17 protein-coding genes are annotated in these 15,763 nt (G+C 55.6%); 4 read left to right on the top strand and 13 right to left on the bottom strand.

Annotation, left to right across the window (positions count from 1 at the left end; genetic code table 11):
• The first annotated feature begins 15 nt into the window (after positions 1–15).
• Both dxs and AOY23_RS16650 read left to right on the top strand, forming a co-directional pair.
• Positions 16–1,878, top strand: a complete 1,863-nt coding sequence (dxs, locus tag AOY23_RS16655; protein ID WP_054180477.1) for a 1-deoxy-D-xylulose-5-phosphate synthase — start codon at positions 16–18, stop codon at positions 1,876–1,878.
• A 68-nt stretch (positions 1,879–1,946) separates the two neighbouring features.
• Entirely contained in the window at positions 1,947–2,921 is a 975-nt protein-coding gene (locus tag AOY23_RS16650) for an aldo/keto reductase (protein ID WP_054180478.1), read from the top strand.
• An 81-nt stretch (positions 2,922–3,002) separates the two neighbouring features.
• On the opposite strand, the gene pgpA is transcribed toward AOY23_RS16650, so the two are convergent.
• The 6 genes from pgpA to nrdR all read right to left on the bottom strand — a co-directional run bounded on the left by pgpA (position 3,003) and on the right by nrdR (position 7,090).
• The gene (gene pgpA, locus AOY23_RS16645; protein ID WP_072171044.1) at positions 3,003–3,551 is read right to left on the bottom strand and encodes a phosphatidylglycerophosphatase A; all 549 of its coding nucleotides are present in this window, start codon (positions 3,549–3,551) and stop codon (positions 3,003–3,005) included.
• The gene (gene thiL / locus AOY23_RS16640) at positions 3,496–4,473 is read right to left on the bottom strand and encodes a thiamine-phosphate kinase (protein ID WP_054180480.1); all 978 of its coding nucleotides are present in this window, start codon (positions 4,471–4,473) and stop codon (positions 3,496–3,498) included. Before thiL ends, pgpA begins: the two co-directional genes overlap by 56 nt.
• Before the next feature lie 71 nt (positions 4,474–4,544).
• The gene (gene nusB / locus AOY23_RS16635; RefSeq protein WP_054180481.1) at positions 4,545–4,964 is read right to left on the bottom strand and encodes a transcription antitermination factor NusB; all 420 of its coding nucleotides are present in this window, start codon (positions 4,962–4,964) and stop codon (positions 4,545–4,547) included.
• A gap of 21 nt (positions 4,965–4,985) precedes the next feature.
• The gene (gene ribH / locus AOY23_RS16630; RefSeq protein ID WP_054180482.1) at positions 4,986–5,456 is read right to left on the bottom strand and encodes a 6,7-dimethyl-8-ribityllumazine synthase; all 471 of its coding nucleotides are present in this window, start codon (positions 5,454–5,456) and stop codon (positions 4,986–4,988) included.
• A gap of 74 nt (positions 5,457–5,530) precedes the next feature.
• Positions 5,531–6,637, bottom strand: a complete 1,107-nt coding sequence (gene ribD, locus AOY23_RS16625; RefSeq protein WP_054180483.1) for a bifunctional diaminohydroxyphosphoribosylaminopyrimidine deaminase/5-amino-6-(5-phosphoribosylamino)uracil reductase RibD — start codon at positions 6,635–6,637, stop codon at positions 5,531–5,533.
• Between the two features lie 3 nt (positions 6,638–6,640).
• Positions 6,641–7,090, bottom strand: a complete 450-nt coding sequence (nrdR, locus tag AOY23_RS16620) for a transcriptional regulator NrdR (RefSeq protein WP_038155143.1) — start codon at positions 7,088–7,090, stop codon at positions 6,641–6,643.
• 151 nt (positions 7,091–7,241) lie between these two features.
• Between nrdR and AOY23_RS16615 the strand changes: the two genes are divergently transcribed.
• Both AOY23_RS16615 and AOY23_RS16610 read left to right on the top strand, forming a co-directional pair.
• Complete coding sequence (locus AOY23_RS16615) at positions 7,242–7,787, top strand: SadB/YajI family lipoprotein (protein ID WP_054180484.1); 546 nt, start codon at positions 7,242–7,244, stop codon at positions 7,785–7,787.
• A 313-nt stretch (positions 7,788–8,100) separates the two neighbouring features.
• The gene (locus tag AOY23_RS16610) at positions 8,101–8,985 is read left to right on the top strand and encodes a nucleoside-specific channel-forming protein Tsx (RefSeq protein WP_054180485.1); all 885 of its coding nucleotides are present in this window, start codon (positions 8,101–8,103) and stop codon (positions 8,983–8,985) included.
• Between the two features lie 42 nt (positions 8,986–9,027).
• Here AOY23_RS16610 and AOY23_RS16605 read toward each other — a convergent pair whose 3' ends face one another.
• The 7 genes from AOY23_RS16605 to queA all read right to left on the bottom strand — a co-directional run bounded on the left by AOY23_RS16605 (position 9,028) and on the right by queA (position 15,702).
• Positions 9,028–9,720, bottom strand: a complete 693-nt coding sequence (locus tag AOY23_RS16605; RefSeq protein ID WP_054180486.1) for a helix-turn-helix transcriptional regulator — start codon at positions 9,718–9,720, stop codon at positions 9,028–9,030.
• 19 nt (positions 9,721–9,739) lie between these two features.
• Positions 9,740–10,108, bottom strand: coding sequence for a VOC family protein (locus AOY23_RS16600; protein WP_054180487.1), 369 nt, complete (start codon positions 10,106–10,108; stop codon positions 9,740–9,742).
• Positions 10,109–10,237: 129 nt separating this feature from the next.
• Positions 10,238–11,209 (bottom strand): protein translocase subunit SecF, encoded by a 972-nt coding sequence (gene secF, locus AOY23_RS16595; RefSeq protein WP_038155150.1) that lies wholly within the window; start codon positions 11,207–11,209, stop codon positions 10,238–10,240.
• A gap of 10 nt (positions 11,210–11,219) precedes the next feature.
• Positions 11,220–13,067, bottom strand: a complete 1,848-nt coding sequence (gene secD, locus AOY23_RS16590; RefSeq protein WP_072171038.1) for a protein translocase subunit SecD — start codon at positions 13,065–13,067, stop codon at positions 11,220–11,222.
• A 27-nt stretch (positions 13,068–13,094) separates the two neighbouring features.
• Positions 13,095–13,427 (bottom strand): preprotein translocase subunit YajC, encoded by a 333-nt coding sequence (gene yajC / locus AOY23_RS16585; RefSeq protein WP_038155154.1) that lies wholly within the window; start codon positions 13,425–13,427, stop codon positions 13,095–13,097.
• 22 nt (positions 13,428–13,449) lie between these two features.
• On the bottom strand, positions 13,450–14,577 hold the full coding sequence (gene tgt / locus AOY23_RS16580; protein WP_054180489.1) for a tRNA guanosine(34) transglycosylase Tgt: 1,128 nt from the start codon (positions 14,575–14,577) through the stop codon (positions 13,450–13,452).
• A gap of 54 nt (positions 14,578–14,631) precedes the next feature.
• On the bottom strand, positions 14,632–15,702 hold the full coding sequence (gene queA / locus AOY23_RS16575) for a tRNA preQ1(34) S-adenosylmethionine ribosyltransferase-isomerase QueA (protein ID WP_054180490.1): 1,071 nt from the start codon (positions 15,700–15,702) through the stop codon (positions 14,632–14,634).
• Between the last annotated feature and the right edge of the window lie 61 nt (positions 15,703–15,763).

Raw genomic sequence — 15,763 nt, 5'->3', positions numbered from 1 at the left:
CACGATGAGTTTCTGATGAGCTTTGATATTGCCAAATACCCGACGCTGGCGCTGGTGGACTCGACTCAAGAGCTGCGCCTGCTGCCGAAAGAGAGCCTGCCGAAATTGTGCGACGAACTGCGTCGTTACCTGCTCGACAGTGTGAGCCGTTCCAGCGGGCATTTCGCCTCCGGGCTTGGCACGGTGGAACTCACCGTGGCGTTGCATTACGTCTATAACACCCCGTTTGATCAGCTGGTGTGGGATGTCGGGCATCAGGCCTATCCACACAAAATCCTGACCGGGCGTCGCGATCGGATCGGCACTATTCGTCAGAAAGGCGGTTTGCACCCGTTCCCGTGGCGCGGTGAGAGCGAGTATGACGTGCTGAGCGTCGGCCACTCGTCAACGTCCATTTCCGCTGGCAGCGGTATCGCGATTGCGGCCGCGAAAGAAGGTAAACAACGCCGGACGGTCTGCGTGATCGGCGATGGCGCGATTACTGCCGGTATGGCGTTTGAGGCGATGAACCACGCGGGCGATATCAAACCGGATATGCTGGTGATCCTCAACGACAACGAAATGTCGATTTCCGAAAACGTCGGCGCGCTGAACAACCACCTGGCGCAACTGCTCTCTGGCAAACTCTATTCCACTCTGCGCGAAGGCGGCAAAAAGGTCTTCTCCGGCGTACCGCCGATTAAAGAGCTGCTCAAACGCACCGAAGAACATATCAAAGGGATGGTGGTGCCCGGCACGCTGTTTGAAGAGCTGGGCTTCAACTACATCGGCCCGGTAGACGGACACGATGTGCTGGGGCTGGTCAGTACGCTCAAAAATATGCGTGACCTGAAAGGCCCGCAGTTTTTGCACATCATGACCAAAAAAGGGCGCGGCTATGAGCCTGCCGAAAAAGACCCGATTACCTTCCATGCGGTGCCAAAATTTGACCATACCAGCGGAAAACTACCGAAAAGCAGCGGCGGCCTGCCGAGCTATTCGAAAATTTTCGGCGACTGGTTGTGCGAAACCGCCGCGAAAGACGACAAATTAATGGCTATCACGCCCGCCATGCGTGAAGGCTCCGGAATGGTTGAGTTTTCCAAAAAATACCCGGATCAGTATTTTGACGTAGCCATTGCCGAGCAACACGCAGTCACTTTCGCCGCGGGCCTGGCGATTGGCGGTTACAAGCCGGTGGTGGCAATTTACTCCACCTTCCTGCAGCGCGCTTACGACCAGGTGATCCACGATGTGGCTATCCAGAAACTGCCGGTGATGTTTGCTATCGATCGCGCGGGCATTGTCGGCGCCGATGGTCAGACGCACCAGGGCGCGTTTGATCTCTCTTTCCTGCGCTGCATCCCGGAGATGGTTATCATGACGCCGAGCGACGAAAACGAATGTCGCCAGATGCTCTACACCGGTTACCACTACAGCGACGGTCCTTGTGCGGTGCGTTATCCACGTGGCAACGGTACGGGGGCTGAGCTCCAGCCGCTGGCGAAACTGCCGCTGGGGAAAGGCATTATTAAACGCGAAGGCGAAAAGCTGGCCATCCTCAATTTCGGTACGCTGTTGCCGGAAGCGACGGCGGTGGCTGAAAAACTGAACGCGACACTGGTCGACATGCGCTTCGTTAAGCCACTGGATGAACAGCTGATTCTGGCCATGGCGGAGCAACATGAAGTGCTGGTCACGCTGGAAGAAAACGCTATTATGGGTGGTGCAGGTAGCGGCGTTAACGAAGTTCTGATGGCCCATCGCAAGCCCGTTCCGGTGCTGAATCTGGGTCTGCCGGATTTCTTTATTCCGCAAGGCACGCAAGAAGAAGCGCGCACGGAAATCGGCCTCGATGCCACGGGGATTGAAGCGAAAATCACCTCCTGGCTGGCATAATCCCTCCCCCTTTCCGCTCCTGCTATGCTTAATGGTACATTTTTTGAGCCACCAGCAGGAGTGGAACCATGAAATACAATACGTTAGGAAAAACAGATCTTAAGGTTTCCCGTCTTTGCCTCGGCTGCATGACGTTCGGTGAGCCCGATCGCGGCAGACATGCCTGGACGCTGCCGGAAGAGAGCAGCCGCCCGATCATCAAGCGGGCGCTGGAAGGCGGCATCAACTTTTTTGACACCGCAAACAGTTACTCTGACGGCAGCAGTGAAGAGATTGTCGGCCGCGCGCTGCGTGATTTTGCCCGCCGTGACGACATCGTGGTCGCCACCAAAGTTTTTCATCAGGTTGGTGATTTAGCGGAAGGTCTGTCCCGCGCCCAGATCCTGCGTTCCATCGACGACAGCCTGAAGCGTCTCGGCATGGAGTATGTTGATCTGCTGCAAATCCACCGCTGGGATTATAACACCCCGATCGAAGAGACCCTCGAAGCGCTGAATGACGTGGTTAAAGCCGGTAAAGCGCGTTACATCGGCGCCTCTTCTATGCACCCGTCACAGTTTGCTCAGGCGCTCGCTTTACAGGCGCAGCACGGCTGGGCGCCGTTCGTCACCATGCAGGATCACTACAACCTGATTTACCGCGAAGAAGAGCGGGAGATGCTGCCGCTGTGCTACAAAGAAGGTGTGGCGGTGATCCCATGGAGTCCGCTGGCGCGCGGACGCTTAACCCGTCCGTGGGGAGAAACGACGGCGCGGATAGTGTCGGATGAGTTCGGTAAAACCCTCTACAGCACCACGGAAGACAATGACGCGCAAATCGCCGAACGACTGGCCGTGATTGCCGACGATCTTGGCGCCACCCGCGCGCAGGTCGCGCTGGCATGGCTGCTGAGTAAACCGGGCGTGGCGGCACCGATTATTGGAACATCCAGGAAAGAACAGCTTGAAGAGTTGTTGAATGCGGTCGATATTACGCTGAAACCGGAGCAGATCGCCGAACTGGAAACGCCGTACCAGCCGCACCCGGTGGTCGGGTTTAAATAGTTTTTTTGCCCGATAGCGCTTCGCTTATCGGGCCTGTGGAACCGTAGGCCGGGTAAGGCGGAGCCGCCACCCGGCACTCATTTAAAACAGCCCAATCGGCCAGTGATGGCCTATCAGATACAAAATCCCGGCGGAGATAATCCCGGCGACGATATCATCCACCATGATCCCCATACCGCCGTGGACGTTACGATCAAACCAGCGGATCGGCCACGGTTTCCACATATCGAAAATACGGAAAATCACAAACCCTGCCGCGACCCATTGCCAGTCGTTGGTTGGCAGCGCCATCAGCGTGATCCACATGCCGATGAACTCATCCCAGACGATACTGCCGTGATCGTGTACGCCCATGTCTTTCGCCGTCTGGTGACAGAGATAAACACCGATGCAGATCCCCAGCATCACCACCAGTGAATAGAGCTGCCACGGCAGAAAGGTCATCAGATACCAGAACGGGATCGCCGCCAGCGACCCCATCGTGCCCGGAACAATCGGGCTTAAGCCACTGCCGAATCCTGTTGCCAGTAAATGCCAGGGATTAAGCAAGTTCAGGCGGCTTTTGGCAACATCTTTAGTGCGAGTCAAAATGATCGTACCCTTTCCAGTCCAGCGTAATATTTTTGCCATCGCGCTGGAAATGCAGCCCTTCCACCTCCGCGCTGATCTGCCCGATGCAGGTGACCGGAACGCCCAGATGCCCGATGGCGACATCCATCGCGCCACGATTCAGCTCCGGCACCGTGAAGCAAAGTTCGTAATCTTCTCCGCCTGACAGCGCCCAACGCAGCGCCTGCTCCGGATCGACATGGCGCTGCATGGCATCAGAATACGGCAGCGCATTGAGATCGAGTCGCGCACCGCAGCGGCTGGCTTTCAGGATATGACCGAGATCGGAAATCAGGCCATCAGAAAGGTCGATAGCCGAGCTGGCGAGATCGCGCAGTGCCTGACCATGCAGAATGCGCGGCACAGGCCGCAAATGCCGCTGTTTCAGATAGCGGGCGTCATCAGCGTCTTTCACCTGCAGGCGATCCTGCAAAATCGCCAGCCCCGCCGCGCTGTCGCCCGGCGTGCCGGTGACGCAAATCCAGTCGCCCGGTTTCGCCCCTGAGCGTTTCAGCGCACGGCCCAGCGGCACAAAACCGTGGATACCCAGCGTCATCGACAGCGGACCACGCGTGGTATCGCCGCCAATCAGTTGCATATCGTAATAATTGAGCTGTTCAAACAGGCTGTCGCTGAAGGCCTGCAGCCAGGGTTCATCGACCGTCGGCAGTGTCAGCGCCAGCGTCAGCCACGCCGGATCCGCGCCCATCGCCGCCAGATCGCTCAGATTCACCGCCAGCGCTTTATACGCCAGGTCAGCAGGATCGATATCGGGTAAGAAATGGATGCCAGAAACCAGCGTATCTGTGCTGATCGCCAGCGTTTGTTTGTCCGGAATATTGAGGAGAGCACAATCGTCGCCGATGCCTGTATCGACGTCGAGACGAGAGCTTCTCACGCGATCAAAATAACGGGCAATCAGGGAAAATTCACCGCATGCCATACGTTATGCCTCAGCAGAAGAAATAAAAAAGCCGGAGATGAAGAGCTGACGCTCAATCCCCGGCCTGTCGATTACTTTTTGTGGGGGCGAATTACCGGCGCTGCTTTATCCAGCACGCCGTTGACGAACTTGTGGCTGTCCTCGGCACCGAAGGTTTTCGCCAGTTCGATGGCTTCGTTGATAGCCACTTTGTACGGCACATCAGCACGTTTAGACAGTTCGAAAAGCGCAATGCGCAGCACCGCTTTCTCAACCTGGCCCAGCTCTTCAAGCAGACGGGACAGATACGGCTTCATCAGGCCGTCGAGGTACGCGCTGTTAGTCGCCACTCCGGTTAGCAGTTCACGGAAATACAGAACATCAACGTCTTTCACGTCCTGTTCCGCCAGGAACTGGTATTCAACATCAGCGATGTCGTTTTTGGACAACTGCCAGGAGTAAAGCGCCTGGACAGCACACTCACGGGCGCGGCGACGAGCAGCAGGTTTCACGGAATTCCCCTTACAAAAAAATCAGGCCTTGATGGCTTTCAATACATTAATCATTTCAAGCGCGGTCAGTGCAGCTTCTGCACCTTTGTTACCGGCTTTAGTGCCAGCACGTTCGATGGCTTGTTCAATGCTTTCAGTGGTCAGAACACCGAAAGCAACCGGGATATCGCAATCCTGAGCGACGTGCGCCAGGCCATTGCTCGCACCACCGGCCACATATTCGAAGTGCGCAGTACCGCCGCGGATCACCGTACCCAGCGCGATAACCGCATCAAATTTACCGGTCTTCGCCATTACGCTCGCGGCCAGCGGCAGTTCATACGCGCCCGGCACCCACGCCACGGTAATATTTTCATCTTTGACCTGGCCAATACGTTTCAGGGCGTCAATCGCACCGTCCAGCAGGCTGTCATTGATGAAGTTATTGAAACGCGCAATGGTGATGGCAACGCGGGCATCTGGGGTAGCAACGGGTGCTTCGATAATGTTCATACTTTTCCTTTACGGGTTCATTATGGCCCCGCAGGGGGGCGGATTTTATCATAATCTTTTGTGCACTGCTTACTTTATGTCGCAGGCGTCAAATGCAGACACAGATCAGGGCCGACCCGACGTATCTCGTTGAATTTCAAATGGGGGGCGTCAGCCAGTTTCTCAAGCCCCGGCAGCGCGCATAATCCACGGGCATCACTGCCTAACAGTGTAGGCGCAAGGTAGACAATCAGCTCATCGACCAGGCCTGCCTGTAATAACGCCCCGGCAAAGGTCGCCCCGGCTTCCACCCACAGACTGTTAATTTGCGCTTTGCCCAATTGCATCATCAATAATACCAGGTCGAGATGCCCGTTATGCTCAGACATCAGCAGCGAACGGACGTTTTCCGGCCAGTGACGACCATCTTCCTGCGCGCGCACCAGCCAGGTTTCTCCCGCCTGCTGCACAATGCGGTGTTCCGGCGTCACCTGCCCGCGACGATCGAGCACAATACGCAGCGGCTGACGCAGATTTTCTTGCGGATAAATGGCCTGAGACTGGCTGTCTAATTCGTCCCAGCGCACGGTAAGCGCCGGGTCGTCCGCCAGCACGGTCGCGCTGGTGGTCAGAATGGCGTGGCTTTGCGCCCGCAGCCGTTGCACGTCACGGCGGGCGGCGGGCGATGTGATCCACTGGCTTTCGCCGCTGGTCATCGCGGTGCGGCCATCCAGCGACGCGCCAAGCTTGAGCTGAATATAGGGAAAACCGGTGCGCATGCGCTTCAGGAAGCCTTTGTTCAGCGCCTCGGCCTCACTCATCATCAGCCCGTGACTGACCTCTATACCCGCCTGTTTCAGGCGGTGCAGACCGCGACCGGCGACTTGCGGGTTAGGATCCTGCATGGCAGCGACAACCCGCGACACTCCGGCGGCAATTAACGCATCGCAGCACGGCGGCGTGCGCCCGTGATGGCTGCACGGCTCCAGGGTGACATAGGCGGTCGCGCCTTTCGCCTTTTCACCGGCCATGCGCAACGCATGTACTTCGGCATGCGGTTCACCCGCACGATAGTGAAACCCTTCGCCAACGATCTCGCCATGATTAACAATGACGCACCCCACGTTGGGATTGGGATGCGTGGTGAAACGACCGCGCTGCGCCAGTTTCAGCGCCCGCGCCATGTAAATTTCATCCGACATGGCTTAATCCTGTAAACGGGCGATCTCTTCGCCGAACTCTTTGATATCCTCAAAGCTGCGGTACACCGACGCAAAGCGGATGTAGGCGACTTTATCGAGCTTCTTCAGTTGCTCCATCACCAGATTGCCGATCATTTTGCTCGGCACTTCACGCTCGCCGGAGGCGCGCAGCTGCGATTTAATATGGTTTAGCGCGATTTCGACATCGTCGGAGCTGACCGGGCGTTTTTCCAGCGCTTTCAGCATGCCGCTGCGCAGTTTATCTTCATTAAACGGCTCGCGGACGTCATTACTTTTCACCACCCGCGGCATAACCAGTTCAGCCACTTCAAACGTGGTGAAACGTTCGTTGCACACCAGACACTGCCGACGGCGACGAACCGACGAGCCTTCACCCACCAGACGTGAATCGATGACTTTTGTATCTACGGCGAAACAAAATGGGCAATGCATAGCGCGTCCTGATTGTCGAATTAACTGAAATCCATTTTACCCTGTTCTGACCCGACAACAAAGGAAGAGCGCTTTTTGAGACAAACAGCAGATGTCAGAAAGTGCTTTGCTGGCTACCATTAAGCCAACGATGGTTTCAAGGAAAAATGAGATGAAGACAAGACGTTACCTAAGAATTCTCCTGGTGGGAAGCCTCTTTTCCCTCAGCGCCTGCGCGCAGCAAAGTGAAGTGCGCGAAATGCATCAAAATGTGAGCACGCTGAATAAAGAGATGACGCAGCTCAACAAGGAAACGGTAAAAATTACCCAGCAGAATCGGCTAAATGCACAGTCCAGCAATGGCGTCTATTTGCTGCCGGGCTCCAACACGCCCGCACGCCTTGAGAGCCAGATCGGCACCCTGCGGATGTCGCTGCTGAACGCGGCGCAGAATGCCCAGGGTACCCGGGTGACGCTGCGCATTCAGGGTGAATCGAACGATCCGCTGCCCGCATTTAGCGGCACCGTCGAATGGGGCCAAATCCAGGGCACCACGGAAAATTTTCAGGAAGTTAACGTGCAGAACCAGTTGATCAACGCTCCGGCCAGTGTGCTGGCGCCAAGCGATGTGGATATTCCCCTTCAGCTCAACGGCATTACGCCGGATCAGTTAGGTTTCGTGCGCATTCACGATATCCAGCCTGCCGTTCAGCCTTAACCCCTTCACTCAATAACCGGATGGCGCCACTGCCATCCGGTTATTTTTGTGCAAATACTCGCCAGTCCGTCTGCGTAAATCTTCATTTCCGCCGCTAACAATTTGCAACTTTTAACAATCTCAGTACAATCCCGGCCAGCCAAAGCACGCAAACGTGAACGCAATCGATTACGTGAATGAGAGATCTGTGAAACAAGACATATTTTTGTGAGCAATGATTTCTATAATAGGCACCCAGAAACACGAAACATTCAGAAACGTTAAAACAACTCTTTTCACTCCCGCTCAGGGGTTTTTAATCAGTGGCAAAATTATGAAAAAAACATTACTGGCAGCCGGTGCTGCACTTGCGCTTTCCGCTTCTTTCACTGCCAGCGCGGCAGAAAATGATAAACCGCAGTATCTCTCCGACTGGTGGCACCAGAGCGTTAACGTGGTAGGCAGCTATCACACCCGCTTCGGACCGCTGATCCGCAACGATACATACCTTGAATATGAAGCCTTTGCCAAAAAAGACTGGTTTGATTTCTATGGTTACATCGATGCGCCGGTCTTCTTCGGTGGTAACACCGAAGCCAAAGGTATCTGGAACAACGGTTCCCCGCTGTTTATGGAAATCGAACCGCGTTTCTCCATTGATAAACTGACCGGCACCAGCCTGGCGTTTGGTCCGTTCAAAGAGTGGTATTTCGCGAATAACTATATCTACGATATGGGCCGCAATGACTCTCAGGAGCAAAGCACCTGGTACATGGGTCTGGGTACTGACGTTGAAACCGGTCTGCCGATGAGCCTGTCGCTGAACGTGTATGCGAAATACCAGTGGCAGAACTATGGCGCGTCCAACGAAAACGAATGGGACGGCTACCGTTTCAAAGTGAAATACTTCGTGCCGATCACCCAACTGTGGGGCGGTCAGCTGAGCTATATCGGCTTCACCAACTTTGACTGGGGTTCTGACCTGGGCGACGATAACTTCTACGACAACAACGGGAAGCACGCGCGTACCAGCAACTCCATCGCCTCCAGTCACATCCTGGCGCTGAACTACGATCACTGGCATTACTCTGTTGTTGCCCGTTACTGGCACAACGGCGGTCAGTGGGCGGACGATGCCAGCCTGAACTTCGGCAAAGGCGACTTCAGCGTTCGTTCTACCGGCTGGGGTGGTTATCTGGTCGTGGGTTACAACTTCTAATCCCCGTCCAACAGGAAAGAGCCAGCCTTCGCGCTGGCTTTTTTAATGCGTGTCGACCCGCTTTACCTTGCGTAAAAAGTCGCTGAGCGAACGATCTGCCTGTTCACTGAAGCGCCTGTCCAGGGTGGTGATATTCAGGCAGCGATCGAGCCGGAAGCAGCGATAATCCTCCCGCCGTTCACACCAGGTCACCAGCAACCAGTGCTCCCCCCAGAAAAACAGCCCCAGCGGCTGCACGTTGCGCCATGACAGTTGCCCCGACTCATCCCGATAATGCAGCGCCAGCACCTGCTGCGCGGAGATCGCGTGATGGATTTGATCGAACACGCTGCGGGAGTGCGACTGCAAGCCGAGATCGGGGGCAAAAATGCGCGTTTGTTCCGCTTTGCGTCGACTCTCTTCCGGCAGGATCGCGAGGATCTTTTCCTGTGCCGATTCCAGCGACAATGACAGTGTTTCGCCACCCCAGGTTTTCAGCAGACGAATTGCCACCACCAGCGCTTCCGATTCGCGGGTGGTCAGCATTAGCGGCGGCAGGTCAAAGCCATCCATCAACCGGTAGCCGCTTCCGGCCTCGCCTTCCACTGGCACACCGGAAATAGACAGATCGCGGATATCGCGGTAAATCGTCCGTTCGGAGACGCCCAGACGCTCTGCCAACAGCGCCGCCGTCGTCAGCCTCCTGCCACGCAGGATCTGTACAATCTGAAAGAGTCGGTCGGCGCGTCGGGACATATTCTCTCCGGGTCAGACGTTAAAGTGGTGGCTGATGCAGGCCAATGCGGTTGCCTTCGCTGTCCATAAACAGGGCAATAGTACCAATGTCATTGGGTAATTCCAGCGGACCAAAGACACACTCACCGCCCGCGGCTGCCACGCGTTCCAGCGTCGCTTTCAGATCAGAGGTGTGTAGATAGAGAATACAACCCTGTGCGGATGGCGTGAAATGTTCAAACTTCACCAGGGCGCCGCCAGTGGCTGGATCCTGATACGGAAATATCGCCATCTCTACACCTGACATGTTTTCATAGCGCAGCGAAAGCTGCATGACCGGCTCGTAGAATGCCATGGCGCGTTTCAGATCGGTGGTCGGGATTTCAAACCAGTTGATGATGTTGTTCATAGTGACTCCAGTCGTTGGGTGGGTACAGGAGGAGTCTATGACAGGGCTCCTGACAGCATAGTGTCAGGAGTGTGCAAAAAAAAATCCCGATCAGATGACCGGGATTTCATTCAGCCTGTTTTCACGCGGTTAAGGCAGAATTGACGGTTGATCCGCCCCTTCTTTCTCCACTTTCTGCTGCAGCATGTGCTCACGCTTCATGCCCAGTTTCAGCGCCAGCGCCGAAGCCACGTAGATGGACGATGCGGTACCGATGGTGACACCGATAAGCATGGTCAGAGAGAAGCCTTCCAGCACCGGCCCCCCGAAGAGGTACAGCATCAGGATAACCATTAAGGTTGTCCCGGAGGTAATCAACGTACGGTGCAGCGTCTGGGTCAGCGACACGTTGAAGATCTCGTAAGGCGTACCGCGGCGGATCTTGCGGAAGTTCTCACGGATACGGTCAGAGACCACGATGCTGTCGTTCAGCGAGTAACCGATGACCGACATCAGCGATGCCACAATGGTCAGGTCGATTTCGATATGGAACAGCGACAACACGCCAAGGGTGATGATAACGTCGTGCAGCAACGAGATAACGACCCCTGCCGCCAGACGCCACTCAAAGCGGATGCCGACGTACACCAGGATAGACAGCAGCGCGGCCATCAACGCCATCGCACCAGTCTGAGCGAGATCCGCCCCGACGCTCGGGCCCACAAACTCAATACGCTTCACCGTCGCGTTCTGGCTGGTGGACTCGTTGATAACGCTTACCACTTTGCTGCCCAGCGCCTGACTGCCGCTCGCGTCATGCTCTGGCGGCATACGCACCATGATGTCGCGGCTGCTGCCGAAGTTCTGCAGTTGCGGTTCAGCAAAGCCTGCTTTTTCCAGCGCTTCACGCATCTGGTCCATATCCGCTGGTTTTTCCAGCGTGATTTCGATAACCGTACCACCGGTGAAATCGAGACCCCAGTTAAACCCGCGTACGCCCATCACGACGATAGCCAGCACGAGCAGCAAACCTGAGATGCCGAAAGCCCAGTAGTCCCAGCGCATAAAGTCCCAGACTTTACGGCCGTGGTTCAATTGTTCAATTGTATATTCCTGTGCCACAACGCACTCCTCAGATAGACAGCTTTTTAATGCGCTTGCCGCCGTACAACAGGTTCACGATGGCACGGGTACCGACGATAGCGGTAAACATGGACGTCGCGACACCGATACCAGTGGTGATTGCGAAGCCTTTAATGGCCCCGGTACCCACAGCGTACAGGATAATCACTTTAATCAGCGTCGTGATGTTCGCATCGAAAATCGAGCTAAACGCCCCACGATACCCTTCGTCGATAGCCTGTTGGATCGTCCGCCCGTTGCTCAACTCTTCTTTGATACGTTCGTTGATCAGTACGTTGGCGTCGACGGCCACCGCAAGGGTTAGCACGATACCCGCAATCCCCGGCATACTCAGCGTCGCGCCAGGCAGCAGCGACATCACGCCGACAATCAGGATCAGGTTCGCCACCAGCGCACTCGTCGCGATCAGACCAAACTTCTTATAGAAGAAGATCATGAAGATGATAGAAACCGCCAGACCGGCCAGACAGGCTTCGAGGCCCTGCTGGATGTTCTGCAGACCCAGAGTCGGGCCAATGGTACGCTCTTCAACGATCTGAATCGGTGCAATCAGCGCGCCCGCACGCAGCAGCAGCGACAGCTGACGCGCTTCGGTCGGGTTACTGATCCCGGTGATACGGAAGCTGTTACCCAGACGGGACTGGATATTGGCGATGTTAATCACCTCTTCCTCTTTCACCAGCACCGCACGGCCGTTGGCATCTTTCTTACCGCTGTCTTTGTACTCCACAAACAGGGTCGCCATCGGCTTACCGATGTTGTCCTTGGTGAAGTTAGACATGATGTTGCCACCCGCGCTGTCGAGCGAAATGTTCACCTGCGGCTGGTTGTACTCATCCTGGCTGGAGGTGGAGTCAGTGATATGGTCACCGGTCAGGATCACGCGTTTGTACAGAACAACCGGCTGACCCTCTCGGGTGGATTTCACCTCGGAATCGCCCGGCACACGGCCAGACGCCGCCGCGGACTGATCGACGTTAGTGTTGACCAGACGGAATTCCAGGGTCGCGGTCGCGCCGAGGATCTCTTTCGCGCGTGCGGTATCCTGAATACCCGGCAGTTCAACCACGATACGGTCAGCGCCCTGACGCTGTACCACCGGCTCGGCGACGCCCAGTTGGTTAACACGGTTACGCAGAATGTTGATGTTCTGCTGAACCGCATATTCACGCGCTTCTTTCAGACGTTCGTCGGTCATTACCGCGCGCAACTGGTTGTCGCCCTGGCTTGAGATCACCAGGTCGCGGTGACGCGGCGCCAGATAATCAATCGCCTGAGAGCGTGCCGCGCTGTCGCGGAAGGTGATGCTGAGGCCGTAGTTAGCCTCTTTGCGAACGGTAGTATATGGAATGCCTTTTTCGCGCAGATCGCTGCGCAGGCCATCGATATTCTGTTCCTGCAGTTTACCGAGCGCGGTATCCATATCCACTTCCATCAGGAAGTGAACGCCGCCACGCAGGTCGAGGCCGAGTTTCATCGGCTCCGCATGCAGAGCAGCTAACCAGCGCGGCGTAGCAGGAGCAAGGTTCAGCGCCACGACGTATTTATCACCCAGCACGCCCACCAGCGCTTCGCGAGCGCGCAGCTGGACGTCAGTGGAGTCGAAGCGCGCAAGAATTGCGCCCTCTTCCAGTGCCACAGACTTAGCGGTAATTTTTTCTTCTTTTAAGGTGTTCTGGACCTGGATCAGCGTTTGCTCACTGGCGGCGACACCGCGCGCGCCAGTGATTTGAACAGCCGGATCCTCACCATACAGGTTGGGAAGTGCGTAAAGCAGGCCGACGAGAATCACGACGACCAGCATGATGTACTTCCACAAAGGATAACGGTTTAACACGGCAGTTCCCTTTGGGAAAACGAAAAATTACAGCGCCTTCATCGTGCCTTTCGGCAGAACGGCGGCTACGAAGTCACGTTTGATAACCACTTCAGTGGTGTCGTTCAGCGCGATAGCAATGTAGCCATTTTCAGCCACTTTGGTTACGCGGCCAACCAGACCACCGTTGGTCAGCACTTCATCACCTTTGGCAATGGAGTCCATCAGCTTTTTGTGCTCTTTAGTACGTTTCTGCTGTGGGCGTAAAATCATGAAGTAGAAGATCAGACCGAAAACCACCAGCATCAGGATCAGAGACATCGGGCTGCTCTGCGCCGGTGCTCCGGTTGCCGCTACCGCATCAGAAATAATAAAGCTCATTCAAATTCCCTCATTATTAAAATTAATCAACGTTCAAAGGTGGAACGGGTCGACCCTGTCGTTGGTAAAAATCGGCCACGAAGCTCTCTAATTTACCCTCTTCAATAGCCTTGCGTAAACCAGCCATTAAGCGCTGATAGTAGCGCAAGTTATGAATGGTATTGAGACGTGCGCCCAATATTTCGTTGCAACGGTCGAGATGATGCAAGTAAGCGCGCGAATAATTGCGACACGTATAGCAATCACACTCGGCATCGAGCGGGCTGGTGTCGCTTTTATGTACGGCGTTACGGATTTTCACCACCCCATCGGTGACAAAAAGATGACCATTGCGGGCATTGCGCGTCGGCATGACGCAGTCGAACATATCAATGCCGCGACGAACACCTTCCACCAGGTCTTCCGGTTTACCCACGCCCATCAGGTATCGCGGTTTATCTGCCGGGATCTGCGGGCAAACATGTTCAAGGATGCGATGCATATCTGCCTTCGGCTCACCAACAGCCAAACCGCCGACAGCGTAGCCATCAAAGCCAATCTCTACCAGACCTTTGACGGAGATATCACGTAAATCTTCGTAAACGCTGCCCTGGATGATGCCGAATAACGCATTTTTGTTGCCCAGCCCGTCAAAGCGGTCGCGGCTGCGTTTCGCCCAGCGCAGGGACATTTCCATTGAACGTTTAGCGTAATCCCAGTCCGCCGGGTACGGTGTACATTCATCGAAAATCATGACGATGTCGGAACCAAGATCGTACTGAATTTCCATCGAAGTTTCAGGATCGAGGAAAATCGGGTCACCGTTGATCGGATTACGGAAATGCACGCCCTGCTCGGTAATCTTACGAATATCGCCGAGGCTGAACACCTGGAAACCGCCGGAATCGGTGAGGATCGGCCCTTTCCACTGCATGAAATCATGGAGATCGCCATGCAGTTTCATGATCTCCTGCCCCGGACGCAGCCAGAGGTGGAAGGTATTGCCGAGAATGATTTGCGCGCCGGTCGCTTCAACTTCTTCCGGCGTCATGCCTTTAACGGTACCGTACGTACCTACAGGCATAAAAGCGGGCGTTTCCACTACGCCACGATCAAACACCAGGCGGCCACGGCGTGCGCGTCCGTCGGTGGTATCCAGTTCAAATTTCACTACATTTCTCCTGCATCAGAGAGACAGTCTGATGATTAAACCTGTGCCGCGGCATTATTCCCCGACACGTTCAGTAATGGCTTGCGGATTGTACGTGATAAACATCGCATCACCGTAACTAAAAAAGCGATATTTCGTCTTCACCGCTTCCTGATACGCCTGCATGGTGTGCTGATAGCCCGCAAAGGCGGAAACCAGCATGATCAGCGTCGATTCAGGCAGATGGAAATTGGTGACCAGCGCGTCGATCACCTGATACTGATAACCCGGATAGATAAAAATCTGCGTGTCGCCAAAGAACGGCGCTATCAGCATATCTTTTGCCGCCTGCGCCGCGCTCTCCAGCGAACGCACGGAAGTGGTGCCCACCGCCACCACGCGATTGCCGCGCGCTTTCGCCGCCAGCACCGCATCCACCACGTCCTGCGGCACCTCGGCATATTCGGAGTGCATGATGTGCTCTTCGATGCTGTCGACCCGCACTGGCTGGAAGGTGCCTGCGCCAACGTGCAAAGTCACAAACGCCATCTCAATGCCTTTCTCGCGCAGACGCGCCAGCAGCGGTTCATCAAAATGCAGGCCTGCTGTCGGCGCGGCGACCGCACCCGGTTTTTCGCTGTAGACCGTCTGATAGAGTTCGCGGTCAGCATCTTCGTCAGGGCGGTCAATGTACGGCGGCAGCGGCATATGGCCGATGCTGTTGAGGATATCCAGCACCGGGCGCGGGTCGTTAAACTGCACTTCAAACAGCGCACCGTGGCGGGCCACCATCGTGGCATTAATGCTTTCATCGTCACCCAGCAGCAGTTCCGCGCCGGGTTTGGGCGCTTTTGAGGCGCGAATATGTGCCAGAATACGTTTATCATCGAGCATACGTTCGACCAGCACTTCAATCTTGCCGCCGCTGGCTTTACGGCCAAACAGGCGCGCCGGGATCACGCGGGTATTATTAAAGACCAGCAGATCGCCGGGGTTGAGCTTGTCGAGCAAATCGGTGAAAGTACCGTGCGTCAGCGCGCCTGTCGGCCCATCCAGCGATAACAAGCGGCAGCTACTGCGCTCAGGCTGTGGATAGTGGGCAATCAGGGATTCGGGCAACTCAAAGGAGAAATCGGCAACACGCATGACGTAGACTCGTGACTTAAAAACAGGCGGCTTAGTCTAGTGCCCGCGCCCCTTCGCTGCA

The organism is Trabulsiella odontotermitis (assembly GCF_001297775.1).
Taxonomy (GTDB): domain Bacteria; phylum Pseudomonadota; class Gammaproteobacteria; order Enterobacterales; family Enterobacteriaceae; genus Trabulsiella; species Trabulsiella odontotermitis.
The sequence above is the reverse complement of the archived record's forward strand: the minus strand, read 5'-3'. Positions and strand labels throughout refer to the sequence as shown.

Coding starts and splice junctions, on each gene's coding strand:
- queA (WP_054180490.1), bottom strand. CDS start 15,702: ATGCGTGTTGCCGATTTCTCCTTTGAGTTGCCCGAATCCCTGATTGCC.
- AOY23_RS16650 (WP_054180478.1), top strand. CDS start 1,947: ATGAAATACAATACGTTAGGAAAAACAGATCTTAAGGTTTCCCGTCTT.
- dxs (WP_054180477.1), top strand. CDS start 16: ATGAGCTTTGATATTGCCAAATACCCGACGCTGGCGCTGGTGGACTCG.
- nrdR (WP_038155143.1), bottom strand. CDS start 7,090: ATGCATTGCCCATTTTGTTTCGCCGTAGATACAAAAGTCATCGATTCA.
- ribD (WP_054180483.1), bottom strand. CDS start 6,637: ATGTCGGATGAAATTTACATGGCGCGGGCGCTGAAACTGGCGCAGCGC.
- AOY23_RS16610 (WP_054180485.1), top strand. CDS start 8,101: ATGAAAAAAACATTACTGGCAGCCGGTGCTGCACTTGCGCTTTCCGCT.
- ribH (WP_054180482.1), bottom strand. CDS start 5,456: ATGAACATTATCGAAGCACCCGTTGCTACCCCAGATGCCCGCGTTGCC.
- yajC (WP_038155154.1), bottom strand. CDS start 13,427: ATGAGCTTTATTATTTCTGATGCGGTAGCGGCAACCGGAGCACCGGCG.
- AOY23_RS16600 (WP_054180487.1), bottom strand. CDS start 10,108: ATGAACAACATCATCAACTGGTTTGAAATCCCGACCACCGATCTGAAA.
- thiL (WP_054180480.1), bottom strand. CDS start 4,473: ATGGCATGCGGTGAATTTTCCCTGATTGCCCGTTATTTTGATCGCGTG.
- AOY23_RS16615 (WP_054180484.1), top strand. CDS start 7,242: ATGAAGACAAGACGTTACCTAAGAATTCTCCTGGTGGGAAGCCTCTTT.
- AOY23_RS16605 (WP_054180486.1), bottom strand. CDS start 9,720: ATGTCCCGACGCGCCGACCGACTCTTTCAGATTGTACAGATCCTGCGT.
- pgpA (WP_072171044.1), bottom strand. CDS start 3,551: ATGGCAAAAATATTACGCTGGACTGGAAAGGGTACGATCATTTTGACT.